Source organism: Jiangella asiatica (assembly GCF_004349065.1).
In the GTDB taxonomy this organism is placed as follows: domain Bacteria; phylum Actinomycetota; class Actinomycetes; order Jiangellales; family Jiangellaceae; genus Jiangella; species Jiangella asiatica.
In genome coordinates this window covers 75,065-92,996 of the sequence record NZ_SMKZ01000018.1, presented here as the reverse complement: position 1 = coordinate 92,996, position 17,932 = coordinate 75,065, and the positions used below count along the sequence as shown (strand labels likewise).

The 17,932-nt window shown below is 70.3% G+C and carries 17 protein-coding genes; 13 read left to right on the top strand and 4 right to left on the bottom strand.

Annotated features, from left to right (window positions below; translation table 11 throughout):
• The first annotated feature begins 10 nt into the window (after window positions 1-10).
• The 3 genes from pafA (at window position 11) to E1269_RS14390 (ending at window position 2,915) form a co-directional block, all read left to right on the top strand.
• The gene (gene pafA / locus E1269_RS14400) at window positions 11-1,372 is read left to right on the top strand and encodes a Pup--protein ligase (protein WP_131895610.1); all 1,362 of its coding nucleotides are present in this window, start codon (window positions 11-13) and stop codon (window positions 1,370-1,372) included.
• A gap of 110 nt (window positions 1,373-1,482) precedes the next feature.
• The gene (locus E1269_RS14395) at window positions 1,483-2,556 is read left to right on the top strand and encodes an FKBP-type peptidyl-prolyl cis-trans isomerase (protein WP_131895608.1); all 1,074 of its coding nucleotides are present in this window, start codon (window positions 1,483-1,485) and stop codon (window positions 2,554-2,556) included.
• Complete coding sequence (locus tag E1269_RS14390; protein WP_131895606.1) at window positions 2,556-2,915, top strand: FKBP-type peptidyl-prolyl cis-trans isomerase; 360 nt, start codon at window positions 2,556-2,558, stop codon at window positions 2,913-2,915. The genes E1269_RS14395 and E1269_RS14390 overlap by 1 nt, the downstream gene beginning before the upstream one ends.
• A gap of 438 nt (window positions 2,916-3,353) precedes the next feature.
• Here the strand turns inward: E1269_RS14390 and E1269_RS14385 are convergent, their stop codons facing one another.
• Window positions 3,354-4,385, bottom strand: a complete 1,032-nt coding sequence (locus E1269_RS14385) for a DUF3866 family protein (protein WP_131895604.1) — start codon at window positions 4,383-4,385, stop codon at window positions 3,354-3,356.
• A 141-nt stretch (window positions 4,386-4,526) separates the two neighbouring features.
• Between E1269_RS14385 and E1269_RS32900 the strand changes: the two genes are divergently transcribed.
• The 6 genes from E1269_RS32900 (at window position 4,527) to E1269_RS14360 (ending at window position 8,896) form a co-directional block, all read left to right on the top strand.
• Window positions 4,527-5,471, top strand: coding sequence for a helix-turn-helix transcriptional regulator (locus tag E1269_RS32900; RefSeq protein WP_203433569.1), 945 nt, complete (start codon window positions 4,527-4,529; stop codon window positions 5,469-5,471).
• Window positions 5,468-6,547, top strand: a complete 1,080-nt coding sequence (locus E1269_RS32895; protein WP_239000895.1) for a helix-turn-helix transcriptional regulator — start codon at window positions 5,468-5,470, stop codon at window positions 6,545-6,547. The genes E1269_RS32900 and E1269_RS32895 overlap by 4 nt, the downstream gene beginning before the upstream one ends.
• A 10-nt stretch (window positions 6,548-6,557) precedes the next feature.
• Window positions 6,558-6,746 carry a hypothetical protein gene (locus E1269_RS14375; RefSeq protein ID WP_131895602.1) on the top strand — a complete coding sequence of 63 codons (189 nt, stop codon included), beginning with the start codon at window positions 6,558-6,560 and terminating at the stop codon, window positions 6,744-6,746.
• A gap of 80 nt (window positions 6,747-6,826) precedes the next feature.
• Window positions 6,827-7,111: a Sec-independent protein translocase subunit TatA gene (gene tatA / locus E1269_RS14370; protein ID WP_131895600.1), complete on the top strand. Its 285-nt coding sequence runs from the start codon at window positions 6,827-6,829 to the stop codon at window positions 7,109-7,111.
• An 18-nt stretch (window positions 7,112-7,129) separates the two neighbouring features.
• A complete protein-coding gene (gene tatC, locus E1269_RS14365; RefSeq protein ID WP_131895598.1) occupies window positions 7,130-7,993 on the top strand; it encodes a twin-arginine translocase subunit TatC in 864 nt (287 codons plus the stop codon).
• 3 nt (window positions 7,994-7,996) lie between these two features.
• Window positions 7,997-8,896, top strand: coding sequence for a diacylglycerol kinase (locus tag E1269_RS14360; protein ID WP_131895596.1), 900 nt, complete (start codon window positions 7,997-7,999; stop codon window positions 8,894-8,896).
• On the opposite strand, the gene E1269_RS34550 is transcribed toward E1269_RS14360, so the two are convergent.
• Together E1269_RS34550 and E1269_RS14355 are read right to left on the bottom strand one after the other, a co-directional pair.
• The gene (locus E1269_RS34550) at window positions 8,791-9,141 is read right to left on the bottom strand and encodes a class III lanthionine synthetase LanKC N-terminal domain-containing protein (RefSeq protein WP_476702866.1); all 351 of its coding nucleotides are present in this window, start codon (window positions 9,139-9,141) and stop codon (window positions 8,791-8,793) included. The two genes, E1269_RS14360 and E1269_RS34550, sit on opposite strands and share 106 nt — an antisense overlap.
• A complete protein-coding gene (locus E1269_RS14355) occupies window positions 9,138-9,803 on the bottom strand; it encodes a hypothetical protein (RefSeq protein WP_131895594.1) in 666 nt (221 codons plus the stop codon). Before E1269_RS14355 ends, E1269_RS34550 begins: the two co-directional genes overlap by 4 nt.
• Window positions 9,804-10,153: 350 nt before the next feature.
• On the opposite strand from E1269_RS14355, the gene E1269_RS14350 reads away from it, so the two are divergent.
• Both E1269_RS14350 and E1269_RS14345 read left to right on the top strand, forming a co-directional pair.
• Window positions 10,154-12,943: a DEAD/DEAH box helicase gene (locus E1269_RS14350; protein ID WP_131895592.1), complete on the top strand. Its 2,790-nt coding sequence runs from the start codon at window positions 10,154-10,156 to the stop codon at window positions 12,941-12,943.
• Between the two features lie 373 nt (window positions 12,944-13,316).
• A complete protein-coding gene (locus E1269_RS14345; RefSeq protein ID WP_131895590.1) occupies window positions 13,317-14,321 on the top strand; it encodes an NAD-dependent epimerase/dehydratase family protein in 1,005 nt (334 codons plus the stop codon).
• Window positions 14,322-14,447: 126 nt separating this feature from the next.
• On the opposite strand, the gene E1269_RS14340 is transcribed toward E1269_RS14345, so the two are convergent.
• A complete protein-coding gene (locus tag E1269_RS14340; RefSeq protein ID WP_162606417.1) occupies window positions 14,448-15,212 on the bottom strand; it encodes a GAF and ANTAR domain-containing protein in 765 nt (254 codons plus the stop codon).
• A gap of 243 nt (window positions 15,213-15,455) precedes the next feature.
• Here E1269_RS14340 and E1269_RS14335 point away from each other — a divergent pair, with 243 nt between their 5' ends.
• Together E1269_RS14335 and E1269_RS14330 are read left to right on the top strand one after the other, a co-directional pair.
• Window positions 15,456-16,148 carry a MerR family transcriptional regulator gene (locus E1269_RS14335; RefSeq protein ID WP_131895586.1) on the top strand — a complete coding sequence of 231 codons (693 nt, stop codon included), beginning with the start codon at window positions 15,456-15,458 and terminating at the stop codon, window positions 16,146-16,148.
• A complete protein-coding gene (locus E1269_RS14330) occupies window positions 16,145-17,539 on the top strand; it encodes a DUF7125 family protein (protein ID WP_131895584.1) in 1,395 nt (464 codons plus the stop codon). The genes E1269_RS14335 and E1269_RS14330 overlap by 4 nt, the downstream gene beginning before the upstream one ends.
• Window positions 17,540-17,932: the final 393 nt, after the last annotated feature.

Genomic DNA, 17,932 nt, shown 5'->3' with positions numbered 1-17,932 from the left:
GGTCGACAGCATGGATCGCCGCATCTTCGGGCTCGAGAACGAGTACGGTGTCACGTGCACGTTCCGCGGACAGCGGCGCCTGTCGCCGGACGAGGTGGCGCGCTACCTGTTCCGCCGGGTCGTCACGTGGGGCCGCAGCAGCAACGTGTTCCTGTCCAACGGCGCCCGTCTCTACCTCGACGTGGGCAGCCACCCCGAATACGCCACGCCCGAGTGCGACTCCATCACCGACCTGGTGACGCACGACAAGGCCGGCGAGCGGGTCCTGGAGGGCCTGCTGGTCGACGCCGAGAAGCGACTGGCCGAGGAAGGCATCGCCGGCGACGTCTACCTGTTCAAGAACAACACCGACTCCGCCGGCAACTCCTACGGCTGCCACGAGAACTACCTGGTCGGCCGGCACGGCGAGTTCTCCCGGCTGGCCGACGTGCTCATCCCGTTCCTGGTCACCCGGCAGATCATCTGCGGTGCCGGCAAGGTGCTGCAGACCCCGCGGGGCGCGGTGTTCGCCGTCAGCCAGCGGGCCGAGCACATCTGGGAGGGCGTCTCCAGCGCCACCACCCGCAGCCGGCCCATCATCAACACCCGCGACGAGCCACACGCCGACGCCGAGCGCTACCGGCGCCTGCACGTCATCGTCGGCGACTCCAACATGAACGAGTGCAGCACGCTGCTCAAGGTGGGCTCCACCGACCTCGTGCTGCGCATGATCGAGGCGGGCGTCGGGCTGCGCGACCTCACGCTGGAGAACCCGATCCGCGCTATCCGCGAGATCAGCCACGACCTCACCGGACGACGCAAGGTGCGCCTGGCCGGTGGCCGCGAGGCGTCGGCGCTGGAGATCCAGGAGGAGTACTTCACGAAGGCACGTGACTTCGTGGAGCGGCGCGAGATCGCCACGCCGGCCATCCGCCGGGTCCTGGAGCTGTGGGAGCGCACCATCAAGGCCATCGACTCCGCCGACCTCGCGCTGGTCGAGGGCGAGATCGACTGGGTCACCAAGTACCGGCTGATCGAGCGGTACCGCGCGAAGCACAACATGACGCTGACCCACCCGCGTGTGGCGCAGCTCGACCTCGCCTACCACGACATCCACCGCGGCCGCGGCCTCTACTACCTGCTGGAGCGGCGCGGGCAGGTGTCCCGGGTGGCCCGCGACGTGGAGATCTTCGAGGCCAAGTCGGTGCCGCCGCAGACCACCCGGGCGAAGCTGCGTGGCGAGTTCATCAAGCGAGCACAAGAACGCCGGCGCGACTTCACCGTCGACTGGGTGCACCTCAAGCTCAACGACCAGGCCCAGCGGACAGTTCTGTGCAAGGACCCGTTCCGGTCCGTCGACGAGCGGGTGGCTCGGCTGATCGAGGGGATGTAGGCGTAAGCTGCCAGCCGCGACCCGTTCAGGTAGTTCTCAGGTGCCGTGCATAAGGTTGCCGTTTCCAACCGAAGACCCCAGCCCGCGAAGAGATGAAGGACTTGTTCACCGTGCGCACAAAGCAGGCTCTGGCCGCATTGTTCGTGTCGTCCGCCCTGGCACTGACGGCCTGCGGCTCCGACGACTCCGGTGACGGCGGCGAATCCGACGGCCCCGTCACCACGACCGACATGGGCATTGAGGTGGCCGGTGAGGCTGGCGAGAAGCCCACGCTGACCATCCCGGAGGAGGACCCGCCGGCGGAGCTGCAAGTCCAGGTGCTCTCCGAGGGCGACGGTCCGGAGGTCGGCGAGAACGACGTCGTCGTGGCCGATTACCTGGGCCAGACCTGGGAGCCGCGCTCGGCCGCGGAGGACCCGGCCGCCACGGAGGACCCGGCGGCGACGGAGGACCCGGCGGCGACCGAGGGCTCGGCCGGCGGCGCGACCGACCCGAGCGCCACCGAGACGCCGAGCGAGACCGAAGCCCCGGCCGACGCCGAGCCGTACATCTTCGACAACTCCTACGACCGCGGCATGGCGGCAGGCTTCTCGCTCAACCAGGTCATCCCGGGCTGGAAGGACGGCCTGGCCGGCCAGGCCGTCGGCTCGCGCGTCCTGCTGTCCATCCCGCCGGATCAGGGTTACGGCACGTCCGATGGCCACGACCTGCAGAACGACACGCTGGTCTTCGTCGTCGACATCATCGACTCGATCGAACCGACTGCCGCCGCGTCCGGCGAGCCGGTCGCCGACCTGCCCGAGGGCATGCCGGTCGTGACCGACGGCGAGGAGGGCGCGGCGCCCACCGTCGACTTCAGCGCCGCCACCCCGCCCGAGGCGTCGGACACCACCCTCCTCGTCACCGGCGACGGGGAGGAGCTCAGCGAGAACATCGTCGTCAACATGGTGCAGGCGTCCTACCCGGACGGCGCGGACGCCATCAGCACCTGGGACGAGGGCCAGGCACCCATCGTGCTCGCCCCTGACCAGCTGGCCGGCATCCCTGGGCTCGCCGAGGCGATCACCGGACAGGCCGTGGGCACGCGGGTCATCAGCCGCATCTCCGCTGCGGACAACCCGACCGCGGAGGGCACCGAGGGCACGCCGCTCGTGCTGGTCATCGACATCATCGGGACGTTCTGATGGAGCGACCTGAGATCGACTTCGTCGGCGGCGAGGCACCCACCACGCTGCAGATCGACGACCTCACCGTGGGCGACGGCGCCGAGGCGGCGCCCGGCGCCACGGTCCTGGTGCACTACGTCGGCGTGGAGTTCGAGTCCGGCGAGGAGTTCGACGCGTCGTGGAACCGCGGCGCGCCCATCGAGTTCCCGCTGCGTGGGCTGATCAAGGGCTGGCAGGACGGCATCCCCGGAATGAAGGTCGGTGGGCGCCGGCAGCTGGTCGTTCCGCCGGACCAGGCCTACGGCCCGGCCGGCGGCGGCCACCGCCTGTCCGGCAAGACCCTGATCTTCGTGATCGACCTCCTCGCCGTGAAGTAGCCGCCGCCGGTCTACCTCGTTGATCATGGCCGTTGTGTCCCGTCTCGGCCGAGGAAAGGGGCACGACGCCCAGGATCGACGCGCCCGGGACGCATGCTGGATCATCAACGATCGCTGACATCGCCAGGATGCTGTGTGCTTCACCATGCTCGTAAGCCTGGTGTGGCGCGAGAACGCCTGGTGATGTCACAGATCGTTGATGATCATTGCGGCAACGCTGCGGGCGGATGACAGCCCCCGGAGGCACGGCGGTCGCACGCCTCGTAGGTCACACTCCCCACACGCGCCACGCACCCGTCCTGCCACTGCGGGCGGCCGGCCGCGGTGGACGGGGCCACCACGAGCATTCTGCGCGCCACACCATGCTCACAAGGGTGGTTCAGCACGAGATTTCGTGCTGAACGTGATCATTTGAGCCGGGCGATGGCGGTGCGGAGGTCAGCCGTCGTGGTGGAGCAAGGCGGCGGCGTGACGGCCTGCGGCGGCAGCGGCGAGGAAATAGGCGGTGTCGTCGTCCAGGCCGCGGCCCATGGTCGACAGGCGCACCGGCACCTCCGCGAGCGCCGCGGCCAGCCCGTCGACCGGCACCGTGACGACGTTGTGTCGCGACCCCAACCGGGTGGCCTGGCCGCGGACCTTCTCGCCGAACTCGCCGGGCAGGTCGGGCACCACGACGTCGGCGGGCGCCAGGGCGACCTTGCCGTACGCGGTGAGGCTGTGATGTGACACGCCGTGGTGGCGCGCCCGCGGATCGGCCGAGCTGACCCGCAGCGACGCCACCGGCCGGCCGCCGAGGACGACGGCGGCGTTCACGGCCTCGCCGCACGCGACCCCCGAGAAGCCCCAGCGGGTGCCGGTGCCGAGGTTGCCCGGCCCTTGTGCCACGACGGCGATGTCGGCGCCCAGGACGTGCCGGGCGGCCAACAGGCCGGTGTGCAGCGTCACGGCCTCCAGATCGCCACCGAAGGCCTGTCCGACGGTGACGGAGCCGGCCAGCCAGCCAGCCTCCTTGAGTGCCGCCACGGTCCGGCTGAACCAGACCGGGAGCGCGCCGCCGTCGGTCATCACGTACGCCACCCGGAGCTCGGCCGGGAACGCGGCCTCGGTGCTCAGCCCTGCCAGGATCGCCGGGAGGGCCGAGTGCAGGTCGGCGATCACGACGGGCATGCCATCCAGGTCGTCGGCGTCGCGCAGCTCCTCGTGCCACTCCGAGTCCTGCTCGTCCACGCCCAGGACGGTGGCCTGCAGCGGGGTGTACCTGGCCTTCACCAGGTGGCCAGGGCCCGCCGGGGGGTCGGGAGGGAGCCGGTTGGGTACGGCGACCACATGTGCGTAGCCCCCCGTGCCGAGGCCCATCGCGAGCGCGGTGGTGTTCAGGACGACGATGTCGCCCGGCTGCGGCCGTCCGACTAGGTCCACGTACGCCAGGGCGCGCAGCATCTCGCCGTCGACATCCACCCTCAGCTCCATGGCTCCCGGCCACGAGCCGTCTACTGTTTTCACCACACCGTTTCGCCAGCGGATCACGCGCAGAGACTAGCCACCGGATAATCTCGCGCTGGCAGGGGATTGGGGGTAGGCGTGTCGCAGGCGGCCAAGAGTGAGCGTTTGATGAACCTCGTCATCTGTTTGCTCGTTGCGCGCGGATATGTTCCGAAGAGCCGGATTCGCGAGGTTGTCGGCGGTTACGGCGACCAGAACGACGATGCCTTCGAGCGGATGTTCGAGCGCGACAAGGAGGAGCTGCGCGAGGTCGGCATCCCCATCGAGACCGGCTCGTTCGACCCGCTGGGTGACGAAGAGCCGGGGTACCGCATCCAGCGGCATGAGTTCGAGCTGCCCGAGATCCGCCTGGAGCCGGACGAGGCCGCCGTCGTCGGGCTGGCCGCCCGGGTCTGGCAGCACACGTACCTGTCCGAGGCGTCCAGCAACGCCGTGCTGAAGCTGCAGGCGGTGGGCGTGGAGGCCGACACGCGGTCGCTGGGCGCCGTCGAGCCGCGGGTCGGGGGAGAGGAGCCGGCGTTCTGGCCGCTCTGGGAGGCCGTGCGCGACCGCCGCCCGGTGGTCTTCGGCCACCGCAAGAGCTCGACGTCGGAGCCCATGCTGCGGCACCTGCAGCCGTGGAGCGTGCTGTCCTGGCATGGCCGCTGGTACGTCGTCGGCCTCGACACCGACCGTGGCGCCGCCCGGATGTTCCGGATGTCGCGCATCGTCGACGAGGTCCGGCCCGACGGCCCGGACGGCAGCTACGAGGTCCCGGCGCCGGAGACGGTCCGGGAGGCGGCCGCCTCGCTGGCCCCGCCGGAGCGCTCGCCGGTGCTGCACGCGAAGATCCGGGCCCGGTTCGGCAGCGGGCACGGGCTGCGCCGGCGCGCTACGTTCGTCTCGTCCGACGTCACGACCGGATGGGATGAGCTGACCGTGCCCTACACGAGCAACCAGGCGCTGGCCGAGGAGCTGGTCAGCCACGGTGCCGACGTCGTCGCGCTGGAGCCGACGGAGCTGCGCGACGCCGTCGTCGAACGGCTGCGCGCCATCGTGGCGGTGCCGGCGTGAGCGCCGCCGACGAGCGCCCGCCCGCGAAGCGCACCGGCCGCAAGGCGACGGCCCGCAAGACGACCACTCGCAAGGCACCTGCCGGCCGGGCACCTACGCGCCGCCCCGACAGCGCACAGGCCCAGGTGACGCGGCTGCTCTCGATGCTGCCGTACCTGCGCTCACACCCCAGCGCCCGGGTGTCGGAGGTGGCGGCGCTGTTCGGCGTCAGCGAACGACAGGTCGTCCGCGACCTGCAGGTCCTCTGGTTCTCCGGGCTGCCCGGCTTGCAGATGGGCGACTACATCGAGGTCGACATGGAGGCGGTCGAGGGCGAGGGCATCATCAGCATCTCCAACGCCGACTACCTCGCCCGCCCGCTGCGGCTGCACGCCGACGAGGCGGTGGCGCTGATCGTCGCCCTGCGCACGCTCGCCGCCGTCCCCGGGTCGTTCGAGCGCGGAGCCGTGGAGCGGGCCATCGCCAAGCTCGAGGACGCCGCCGGCGAGGCCGCCCAGCGCGCCGCGTCGGTGCAGGTACAGGTCGACGCGGACGCCGTGGCCGACGTCGCCGGCACGGTCCGTGCGGCGCTGGACAGCAAGAACCGGCTGCACCTGTCGTACTGGGTGCCCGCCCGCGACGAGGCCACCGAGCGCGACGTCGACCCCATGCGGCTCGTCGTCGTCGACGGCCGGCTCTACCTGGAGGGATGGTGTCACCGGGCGGAGTCGGTGCGGCTGTTCCGCCTGGACCGGGTGCTCGACGTCAAGGTGCTCGACGTGCCGGCCGAGGTGCCCAGCCAGGCCCGCCCCCGCGACCTCGACGCCGGGCTGTTCCAGCCGTCGCCGAGTGACGAGTTGGTGACATTCGAGCTGACGCCGCCCGGCCGCTGGGTGGCCGACTACTACCCGCACGAGAGCGCCGACGAGTTGCCCGGCGGCGGGCTGCGGCTGCGGCTGCGGGCGCGTGACCGCGAGTGGGTGCGACGGCTGGCGCTGCGGCTGGGCGAGACCGGCCGGGTGGTGGAGCCCGCGGACCTCGCCGCCGAGGTCACGGCCGCAGCTCGGGCCGCCCTGTCCGCCTACGACGTACAGTAGGGTCGGCTACGTGTCGACCCTCGCCGTGTTGCTGTTCGTGCTCCTCGCAGTGGCCCTTGCCGGGGCCGTTGCGTGGGTGGTGCGTGCCGTCGTGGTGCTGGTGCGCAAGGTCGGTCGTTTGAACGACGAGTTCGCTGGACTCCACGGTGACCTTGACTCCGCCATAGGATCGAGGGTGGAGTATGACCCGCACGTGTGACGGCGCAGGCCGGCATGCGGAGCGCATCGTGCCTAACAGGTACCATCGACGGGACGTCCCCCGTCAGGAAGAGGTCGACCATGGGTAGCATTGGCACTTGGCAACTCATCATCGTCTTGGCCATCGTGCTGCTGCTCTTCGGCGCCAAGCGGCTGCCGGAGGCGGCCCGTGGGATTGGCCGGTCGCTGAAGATCTTCAAGACCGAGACGCAGGGCCTGATGAACGACGACAAGGCCTCCGACGTCACGGGTGAAGGCACCCCCCAGCAGCAGCCGGCCCAGCCGCAGCAGCGCGCGGTCGAGCCCCCGGCCCAGCCGCAGCAGCCGGCACAGCCGGTGAACGATCAGACACGTCGCGACGCCTGACACCAGTAGCCGACCGACGTGGCGACCGTGATAGGCCGCCGGGGCAAGGGCTCCAAGCCCGAACGCGACCCCGAAGGCCGTATGACACTGACCGAGCACCTGCGCGAGCTGCGTTCGCGGGTGCTCAAGTCAGCCTTGGCCGTGCTGGCCTTCGGCATCGTCGGATTCATCTTCCGCGACTACATATTCGACTTCCTCGTCGGGCCGTTCGAGGACGCGCGAGAACAGACCGGCATGAACGCCGACCTGAACTTCCGCGAGATGATGGACCCGCTGGTGGTGCCGCTGCGCATCGCCATGCTGACCGGCCTGGTGTTCGGCGCGCCGGTGTGGATTTACCAGCTGTGGGCGTTCGTCACCCCGGCGCTGTACCGCAACGAGAAGCGCTGGGCGCTGTACGTGGTCGGCGCCGCCGTGCCGATGTTCGGCCTCGGCGTACTGCTGGCCATGTGGCTGATGCCGCGGGCGATGGTGTTCATGCAGAACTTCGCCCCCGACGACGTCAGCATGATCGTCGACTTCGGCAGTTACCTCAGCTTCGCCATCCGGCTGGTGCTGGTCTTCGGCATCGGCTTCCTGCTGCCGATCTTCGTGGTACTGCTCAACGCCGTCGGCGTGCTACGGCACGAGACGCTGGGCGCGGCCCGGCGCTGGGTCATCGTTGGCATCTTCGCCTTCGGCGCGGTGGCCACGCCTACCGGTGACCCCCTGTCGCTACTCGTACTCTCCACGCCGATGTGGCTGCTGTTCGAGATCGCGGTGCTGGTCTGCCGGGTCATGGACAAGCGCCGCGATCGCACCAGCGGGGCCGAGCTGGCCGACGACGAGGCCACCCCTGACGACGAGCTCGACCGGCTGGGTCGGTACGACGACGACCGGTGACGCATGGTTGGCGAGATCGCGCTCCTGGTCAATCCGGCCGCGGGCCGTGGACGCGGTGCGCGCGCGGGACGGCGCGCGGCGAGCCGGCTGAGCGGGGCCGGCCTCGAGGTCCGGGAGCTGGCCGGCCGCGACGTCCGTGAGGCCGCCGACCTCGCCCGCGAGAGCGTCCAGGACGGCGCCCGCGCGCTGGTGGTGGTCGGCGGCGACGGCATGGTCCACCTTGGCCTGCAGGCCGTCGCCGGCACCGACACCCCGCTCGGGGTCGTCCCGGCCGGCACCGGCAACGACTTCGCCAGGACCCTGGGTCTGCCGTTGCGCGACGCGCACGCCGCCGCTGACGTCGTCGCCGCCGGTCACCAGCGCGAGATCGACCTGGGCCGCACCGAGGGGCAGTGGTTCGCCGGCGTGGTGGCCACCGGCTTCGACGCCAAGGTCAACGACCGGGTCAACCGCATGCGCTGGCCGAAAGGGCCGCGCCGCTACGACATGGCGACCTTCGCCGAGCTGGGCGTGTTCCGGCCAATCTCGTACCACGTCGAGCTTGACGCGGAGGTGCTCGACGTCGACGCCATGCTCGTCGCCGTAGGCAACCTGCCGTCATACGGCGGCGGCCTGCGCATGACGCCCGGCGCGGAGCTGGACAACGGGATGTTCGACGTGGTGGTGGTCGCCCCGGTGGGTCGGATGACGCTGGTGCGCGCGTTCCGCCGGGTCAAGCGGGGCACGCACACCGTCTACCCGTTCGTGTCTGTGCACCGGGCGCGACGGGTCAAGCTCGACGCGCCCGGCATCACGGCCTACGTCGACGGCGAACGGCTCGGCCCGCTGCCCCGCACGTTCGACCTCGTGCCGCGGGCGCTGCGGGTGTACGCGCCGGCGCCGCCCGGTACGCCGTCGGCGTAGCTTCCCGGGCTGGCTACGACTGCTTCATCTGGCCCGGCCAGGACCGGCAGTACCCGGGCGAGCACCTCGGCCGCCGAGCCCAGCCCGGCCGACACGTGGATCTTGAAGCCCACGTCCGCGTCGTGCCGTTCCGTGGGGCGGTACACCGCCCAGGGCCCGTCGCCACCGTCCGCGCCGACCTGCCACCCGGCGAACGGGCCCGCTCTGCCGGCCGCGGCCGCCTGGATGACGTCGGGCCCGCTCATCGGGGTTCGGCGATCGAGCGCAGCTTGGCCAGCTGTGCCTCGAGCATCAGCCGCTCATTCCCGCCCACCGGGACGTCGAGCGTCTCCGGGCACTCGAACGGCCACTGGTCGGCCGCGCCGGCCATGACCGCGGCGAGCGCGCCGGCCAGCGCGGCGGCCCGGCCGGGCGCGCCGCGCGACAGGTCGACCCGGGCGATGTGCGACGCCAGGTAGATCCGCCTCGCGGTCAGGTAGTCGTGCTCGTAGGCATCGGCGAGGAATGCGCAAGCCGACATGGCCGAGCGCAGCCGCTCCACCGCCCGGCGGTGCTGGCCCTCGGTCCAGTCGACCAGCGCCCACGCCGGGTCGGCGGTGACCCGGAAGACGAGTGACAGTTCCGGCGTGCGCGGGTGGAACCGCTCCAGCGTGCTGAGGATGACCCGCGCCCGGGCCGGCTGGCCGCGCTTGGCCTCCCAGGCTGCGTGCTGGTGCTGGTCGGCCAGCGTGCGAACGAGCAGGAAGTCCTCGTACGGATGGCGCCGCGTGAGCACGCGGCATTGCGCGTTGAGGTAGTCGCGCAGCATCGTCTCCTCCAGCTCGTCCATGACGAGGTCGGAGTGCGCCCACCCGGCGCGGTCGGTGGTCGCGGTGAAGCCCGCTGGTGATGTACCCGTGGTGTGCACTGTGCCCCCCGTGGCAAGCGATGGTCGGCGCCAGTGCCGGTGCCGGCCAAGGAGAACGCGATGATCCGCCACGCCGTGCGCCGCGGACGACACGGCTCTGCGGGAAGCGCGTGGTGGTGACGTGTTCGTCGGCGGCTACTGCGGGCGAGACACGTGAAGCATCTGGAAATACCCCCCCCAACGCGGTTGTGACCCACGCGTTGTTCACAACGTCCTCCCGGGCCCGGGGGTTGTCAATACCCCTCAGTGGATCACTGTCGACGAATCGCCGAGCGGCACGAGGACGGTCCGCCGGGCGCGCCGTCGCGGCGTGCTCGCACGGCCCGCGGGGGCGGGATAGCGTAAGGAGCATGAGTTCGCCGGCGGAGCGGTACGCGGCAGCACACGACCGGCAGCGCGATCCGTCGCCGCACCTGCGGCACTTCCAAGGCCAGTACGGCTTCGAGTTCGACGATTTTCAGGTGCGGGCCTGCCAGAGCGTGGAAGCCGGCCGTGGCGTCCTGGTGGCAGCGCCCACCGGCGCCGGCAAGACCCTCGTGGGCGAGTTCGCCGTGCACCTAGCGCTGGAGCAGGGCCGCAAATGCTTCTACACCACGCCCATCAAGGCGCTGTCGAACCAGAAGTACCACGACCTCGTCGCCCGCTACGGCGAGGCCACCGTCGGCCTGTTGACCGGCGACAACACCGTGAACGGCGAGGCGCCGGTGGTCGTCATGACCACCGAGGTGCTGCGCAACATGCTCTACGCCGGCTCGACGACGCTGACCGGGCTGAGCTACGTGGTCATGGACGAGGTGCACTACCTCGCCGACCGGTTTCGCGGCGCGGTGTGGGAGGAGGTCATCATCAACCTCCCCGAGTCGGTGAGCGTCATCTCGCTCTCGGCCACCGTCTCCAACGCCGAGGAGTTCGGCGACTGGCTGACCACCGTCCGCGGCGACACCGACGTCGTCGTCGAGGAGAAGCGGCCGGTGCCGCTGTGGCAGCACGTCATGGTCGGGTCGCGGCTCTACGACCTGTTCGCCCAGTCCGGCGGCGAGCGGCCGGACGGCCCGCCGGAGCGGTCGCAGCGGGCTGAGCGCGTCGTCAACCCGCAGCTCACCCGGGTGGCCCGCGACGACTTCAGGGCGCCGCGACCGGGGGACCGGCGCTCCGGACGGGGCGGGCGCGGTCCGCGACGCCCGCGCGGCACCTACACGCCGGGCCGGGTCGAGGTGCTGGAGCGGCTCGAGGCGGCCAGCCTGCTGCCCGCCATCGTCTTCGTGTTCAGCCGGGCCGGCTGCGAGGCCGCCGTCCAGCAGTGCCTCAGCGCCGGCGTCCGGCTCACGACCCCGGAGGAACGGACCGAGATCCGTGCCCTCGTCGACGAGCGCTGCGCCGGCATCCCGGACGAGGACCTGCACGTCCTCGGCTTCCACGAATGGTCCGAAGGGCTGGAACGGGGCATCGCCGCCCACCACGCGGGCATGCTGCCCACTTTCAAGGAAGTGGTCGAAGAGCTGTTCGTCCGCGGGCTGGTTCGTGCCGTGTTCGCCACCGAGACGCTCGCGCTCGGCATCAACATGCCGGCCCGGTCCGTCGTCCTGGAGCGCCTGGTCAAATGGAACGGCGAGACCCACGCCGAGATCACGCCGGGTGAGTACACCCAGCTCACCGGTCGGGCCGGGCGCCGCGGCATCGACATCGAGGGCCACGCCGTGGTCCTGTGGCAGCCCGCGTTCGACCCCACGGCCGTGGCCGGGCTCGCCTCGACGCGGACGTTCCCGCTGCGCTCGTCCTTCCGGCCGTCGTACAACATGGCGGTCAACCTCGTCGACCGGGTGGGCCGGGCCGCCGCCCGTGAGATCCTGGAGTCGTCGTTCGCGCAGTTCCAGGCCGACCGCGCCGTCGTCGGGCTGGCCCGACAGCTGCGCCGCAGCGAGGAAGCCCTCGATGGCTACCGCGAGGCGATGACCTGCGACAAGGGCGACTTCGCCGAGTATGCCGCGCTGCGGCAGGCCATCCGCGACCGCGAGAACGCACTGGCCCGCGAGGGCACCGCGCAGCGGCGGGCGGCGGCCTCGGCGGCACTGGAGAAGCTGCGCCCCGGCGACGTCATCCGGGTTCCGGCCGGCAAGTTCGCCGGGCTCGCCGTCGTGCTCGACGCCGGCACACCACGCACCGGCCCGGTCGGTGCCGAGGGTCCGCGCCCGACCGTGCTGACCGAGAGCCGGCAGGTGCGGCGACTGTCGCTGGTCGACTTCCCGATGGCGGTCGAGCCGCTGACCCGGCTGCGCATCCCGCGCTCGTTCAACCCGAAGGTCCCCGCCGCACGGCGCGACCTGGCGGCGACGCTGCGCGCCAAGGCACCCGACGACGACGGTGATGGGCGGCGGCATCACGGCCGGCGCGGGCGCTCCGCCGCGGCCGACGACGACGAGCTGGCCGAGCTGCGCCGGCAACTGCGGGCACACCCGTGCCATCGCTGCCCGGACCGCGAGGATCACGCCCGGTGGGCCGAGCGGTGGTTCCGGCTACGGCGCGAGGCCGACCAGCTGCAGCGGCGGGTCGAGTCGCGCACCAACACCGTCGCCCGGCAGTTCGACCGGGTCTGCCGGGTGCTGGAGGACCTCGACTACCTGTCGGGCGACGACGTCACGCCGTCCGGGCGTCGGCTGGCCCGGCTCTACGGCGAGCTCGACCTGCTGGCCGCCGAGTGCCTGCGCACCGGCAGGTGGGACGACCTCGACCCCGCCGAGCTGGCCGCCAGCGTCGCCGCGCTGACCTACGAGTCCAGGCAGCCCGACGACGCCGTGCCGCCGCGCCTGCCACCCGGCCGGGTCCGCGACGTCCTGGGCGACATGGTGCGGCTGTGGGGCGAGCTCGACCACCTGGAAACCACCCACCGGCTGGACTTCCTGCGCGAGCCGGACCTCGGCTTCAGCTACGCCGCCTGGCGGTGGGCCAGCGGGCACCGCCTCGACGTGGTGCTGCGTGAGGCCGACCTCGCCGCCGGCGACTTCGTCCGCGCCGTGCGGCAGCTGCTGGACCTGCTCGACCAGGTCGCCGACGCCGCCTCCGGCACACCGCTGCGCGAGACCGCTCGGCTGGCCGCCGGCGCCTTGCGCCGCGGCGTCGTCGCCTACGCCACGCTGTCCTGACCCCGCCCCGAAATGATCACGTTCAGCACGAGATCTCGTGTCACACCATGCTCGCAATCGTGGTGAGGCTCGGGGGATCCTGCTGAACGTGATCATTTCGGGGCGCTCCGACCCCGTCGCGGGGGTGGGGAAGGGAGGTGTTGGGCGGGCGCCGGACATCGGGGTCGACCCCGTCGCGGCACGGGCCCTGCGACCGTCTGAGGTGCGTCAACCCGGCCCGGGCCGCCGCCGGAGGAGAGGGGTGAGTGCCGGTGACTCCGGGCGGGTTCGCAGCGTACGGGGCCCCATGGACGGCGACCGCTGTCGCGGCTTTGAGTTCTGCCAAGAGCAGACCTCGCGTGACCCGGCTGGCCGGCCGTGCGAGGCTGGCGCGATGCGACTTCTGGTGCTGGGCGGGTCGGCGTTCGTGGGACGGTGTGTGGTCGACGCCGCGGTGGAGCGAGGCTGGGACGTCACGACGTTCAACCGTGGACAGAGCGGCAACGGGCGCGACGGCGTCGAGGTCGTTCTCGGCGACCGGCTGGACCCGGCGACGCTCGCCCCGCTGCGCGAGCGCGACTGGGACGTCGTCGTCGACACGTGGACGGGCATCCCGCGAGCGGTCCGCGACAGCGCCGCCGCCCTGGCCGACCGGGCCGGCCAGTACACCTACGTCTCCAGCCGCTCGGTCTATCAGCCACCGGTGGCCGTCGGCGCCGACGAGGCCGCGCCCACGCTGGCGTCGTCGCCGGATGCCGAGGACGGCACCTACGGCGAGGTGAAGGCCGGCGGCGAGCTGGCCGCGCGAAGGGCGTTCGGCGACCGCGCACTGATCGCCCGGGCCGGCCTGGTGCTCGGACCGTACGAGAACGTCGGGCGGCTGCCGTGGTGGCTGACCCGCGCCGCCCGGGGTGGGCCGATGTTGGCGCCGGGGCCCGCGGACCTTGAACTGCAGTACATCGACGCGCGCGACCTGGCCACCTGGATCCTCGACGGTGCCGAACGCGGCACCAGCGGAGTCTTCAACGTGGTGAGCCCGCCCGGCCACACCACGATGGGTGAGCTGCTGGCGTCGGTTGTGGCCACCACCGGCGGCGTGGCGTCGCTGCGTTGGGTGGACCCGGAGGCGATCCTCGCCGCCGGCGTCGAGCCGTGGAACGACCTGCCGGTGTGGATCCCGCCGGGGCACCCGTACACGGAGTTCGGCCTGCACAGCGGCGACGTGTCCCGCGCGACGGCGGCGGGGTTGCGGCCGCGGCCGGTCGACGAGACGGTGGCGGACACCTGGGCGTGGCTGCGCTCGATCGGTGGCCAGCCACCTCACCGCGGCGACCGTCCCACTGTCGGCTTGGACCCGGAGGTCGAGGCTCGCATCCTGGAGACGGCCGGCGCCGCCTGACGGCAGCACAAGGCACCGGCGGCGACAGGGTCGTGATCATGATCTCGTCGCCACGGCTTCGGACGTGACAGGCTTTCGCCGTGCTCCGCGTCGCTCGGTCAGTCTCCCCTCGCGTCGAGTGGGCGCTCAGCGCGTGTCCGGCGGCGGCTCGGCGGCCGACCAACCAGGTAGGTACCCCGTCGTGACGACTGCTCGGGCAATGTCGTTCACCTTGATGTTGTTGTCCCTGGAGTAGCGGCGCAGAATACTGAACGATTGCTCAGCGTCGAGGCCGAACCGCTCCATGAGGATTCCCTGTGCCAGCCCGATTCGATGCCGAGCTTCCACCGCCTCTCGCAGCGTCGATACCTGGTGCGCGTTCGCGACGGCGATGGCAGCGTGGCGGGCTATGAGGGACACCATGGCCAACTCCTCATGGCCTGGCCGACCGTGGCAATCCCAGTAGATTCCCAGGGCAGCCCGGTACGGCTCGATTACCATCGGCACGACCAGCATGCTTTGAAAGCCGGCCTCGCTCGCCACCGAAGCCCATAGCGGCCATCGACATTCCCCACGCGTGTCCCGGACGAAGACGGCAGTACGCTCCTGAACGGCCCTGAGACTCGGTCCATCGCCCAGCCGGAACTGGAGGGCGTCCAGTCTCTCGGCCTCCTGCGTGGTCGACACGGCGACGTCACGCCGGAATCGGCGCGAAGTCGAGAGGACCCCGGTGGCCGCCGACCCTTCCACAGCCTCGACCGCGCGGCGAGCCGCTGCATCCATCGTCGCGACGACGCCATCCTGGACATAGAGCTGAGCCGCGACCACGGCAAGGTAGCGAGCTGCGGCCTCCGGATTCGCTGGCGCCGATCCGTCCAGGAAGCGGTCCGGACTGCTGTGATCGACGCTCACCGTGGGTAACACCTGAATCGGCGGCTGTCCCGGACACAGCAGCGAAGGGCTCGAGCGACGGCGGACGGTGCGGCGCAGGTGCGGCATGTGCGGGTCGGGGACTGGCCACGGGCGGTGTTCATAGAAGGAATGTAGAAGTCTTGAAGAGCTTATGCAAGAGCTAACCCAGATATTCGCGCGAAGCTAGGGATGTTCTGTATTAGTACTGCGTAGGTCTTGCGCGCATGGCGTAACGTGGACCGAGTGAAAGGCGATAGCAAGGGCGTCTACAGCATCGGCGCCGTGGCCCGGATGCTCGGCGTCCCTGCTCAGACCTTGCGCGCATGGGAGGACCGCTACGGTCAGATCGTGCCCGCTCGGAGTGCGGGCGGTCAGCGACTCTACAGCCGCGACCAAGTCGATCAGCTTCGGTTCGTCCGCGAGCAGCTAGACTCTGGCCTGCAGCCGGCAGATGCCCATCGCCTCCTGGCCGAGCGACGGCAGAAGCCGATGTCGCCCGGGACGGAGCGTGTGGTGACTCCAGCCGACTCCTCCACGCAGAACGACGACTCGGCACGGCTTGTCATCCTGCTCGCTGAGCGCGACACTTACGCCGCGGACTTCGCAGACTACTTCCTGCGGACGGAGGGGTACGCGGTGCATATCGTCCTCGACGCTTCGGAAGCCGGGCGGATCCTCGAGCGCAGGCCGCCGGATCTCGTCGTCGTCGATTTGATGATCTCCGGTGGCGCAGGTTTGAAGCTGTGCAGTGGTACCCGTGACCGCAGTGCCATCCCGATCCTGGCGGTATCGGCGATCGACTCCGGTGACGTCGCCCTGGAAGCCGGTGCCGACGCCTTTCTCCAGAAGCCGCTCGATCCGCTGCAGTTCGTCTCCACTGTGCGCGACCTCCTGGGAACCAGCGCCTACCTTCGACGTGGGAGTCATGTGCGATGACTGATCGACTGCTCAGCGGTTCCGAGCGTCTGGATGCCGTCCTCGGTGGCGGCTTGCCGCTCAACGGCATCACGCTGCTCATCGGGAGGCCGGGGTCGGGGAAGACGATCCTCGCGCAGCAGTACCTCTTCCACAATGCGACCGTTGATCGGCCAGGGCTCTACCTCTCGACCGTCTCCGAACCGCTCGAGAAGATCCTGCGCTACAGCCAGTCCCTCGACTACTTCGACACCTCCGCGCTCGGCGCCAGGGTGATCTACGAGGACATCGGACAGCACATGCACGACGCCGGACTGACCGGCGCGCTGGAACGCATTACCGAGCTGCTCAAACGTCTGCAACCCGGATTCATGGTGATCGACAGCTTCAAGGCACTCCAGGCATTCGCGACTGACGCTGGTGCTTTCCGCCGCTTCCTCCACGAGCTGGCTGGGCGGCTCTCGGCGATGCCCGTCAGCTCTTTCTGGGTCGGCGAGTACCAAGGCGTGGAGACCAGCGAGGCTCCCGAGTTCGCCGTCTCCGACGCGATCGTGTCGCTGAGCACAGAGCGGGAGGCCGAGCGTGAGACCCGGGTCCTTCAGGTCCTGAAGATCCGAGGCAGCGGGTTCTCCAGCGGCAAGCACAGCTACCGGCTGTCGCGCGGTGGCCTGGAACTGTTCCCTCGACTGGCCGATCCCATCGACACGTCGGCGTACGACGAGGTTCCCGAGCGCATGTCGTCCGGAGTAGCGGCGCTGGACGACATGCTGGCCGACGGGTATCAGCGCGGCGCTTCCACGCTGCTCGCCGGACCGTCAGGGGTGGGGAAAACCCTGCTCGCCCTGCACTTCGTCTTCGCCGGTGCCGAACGCGGCGAGCCCGGCGTGGTTGCGACGTTCCAGGAGAACCCAGTTCAACTGGAGCGAATACTTCGGGGCTTTTCTTGGTCCCTGGAGAATCCCAAGATCGAGCTCATGTACCGGTCGCCGGTTGACATGTATCTCGACGAGTGGGTCTATGACTTCCTCGACACGGTGGAGCGCACCGGCGCCAGGAGGGTCGCGATCGACAGCCTTGGCGACCTCAGGGCCGCGTGCAGAGACGAACTGAGGTTCCGCGAGTACATCTACTCGCTCCTCCAGCGATGCGCGCGTGCGCAGGTCAGCGTCACCATGACGCAGGAAGTCCCGGAACTGTTCGGCATCAGGCGACTGTCGGAGTACGGCATCTCGCACATGTCCGACAATGTCGTTCTCCTGCAGTTCTTGCACGGGAACTCCAAACTGAAGCGCGCGATCACGGTGCTCAAGACGCGTGGCAGCGCCCACGATCATCGGCTGCACCAGTTCGAGATCACCTCCGACGGCGTCACGCTCGGTCAGCCGTTCGGCCCCGAGCAGGACCTGATCTGATGCGAAATCCAGGCCGGACTGTGCTCTCGGGCTGCCCCTGACCGCGACGATCGTCGGATCAATCGCCGGCGGCTGCCGGACGAACGTGTGATTCACGCGTGCGTGGGTACCGCCTCAATCTTGGAGCGAGGGGGGCAATCATGGTACGCAACACGATTTCTCGGGCCATGCACGATCGCGGCTTGGCGGCCTGGTTCGGTGGGACATTCGCGAACTCGATAGCGCTGAATCCACCTGCGCCCGCGGCCGGCGCGACTGTCGGTCCTGCAGTGGGACGTGCCGGCGCTCACGGGCGCGCTCGTCGTCGTGAGCTCTTTCGCGGGTGAGCAGGAACGCTCGTCAGAAGTTGGCGCTGGGGTAGTTGGCCGTATCAGGGGTTGACCAGTCCCGACA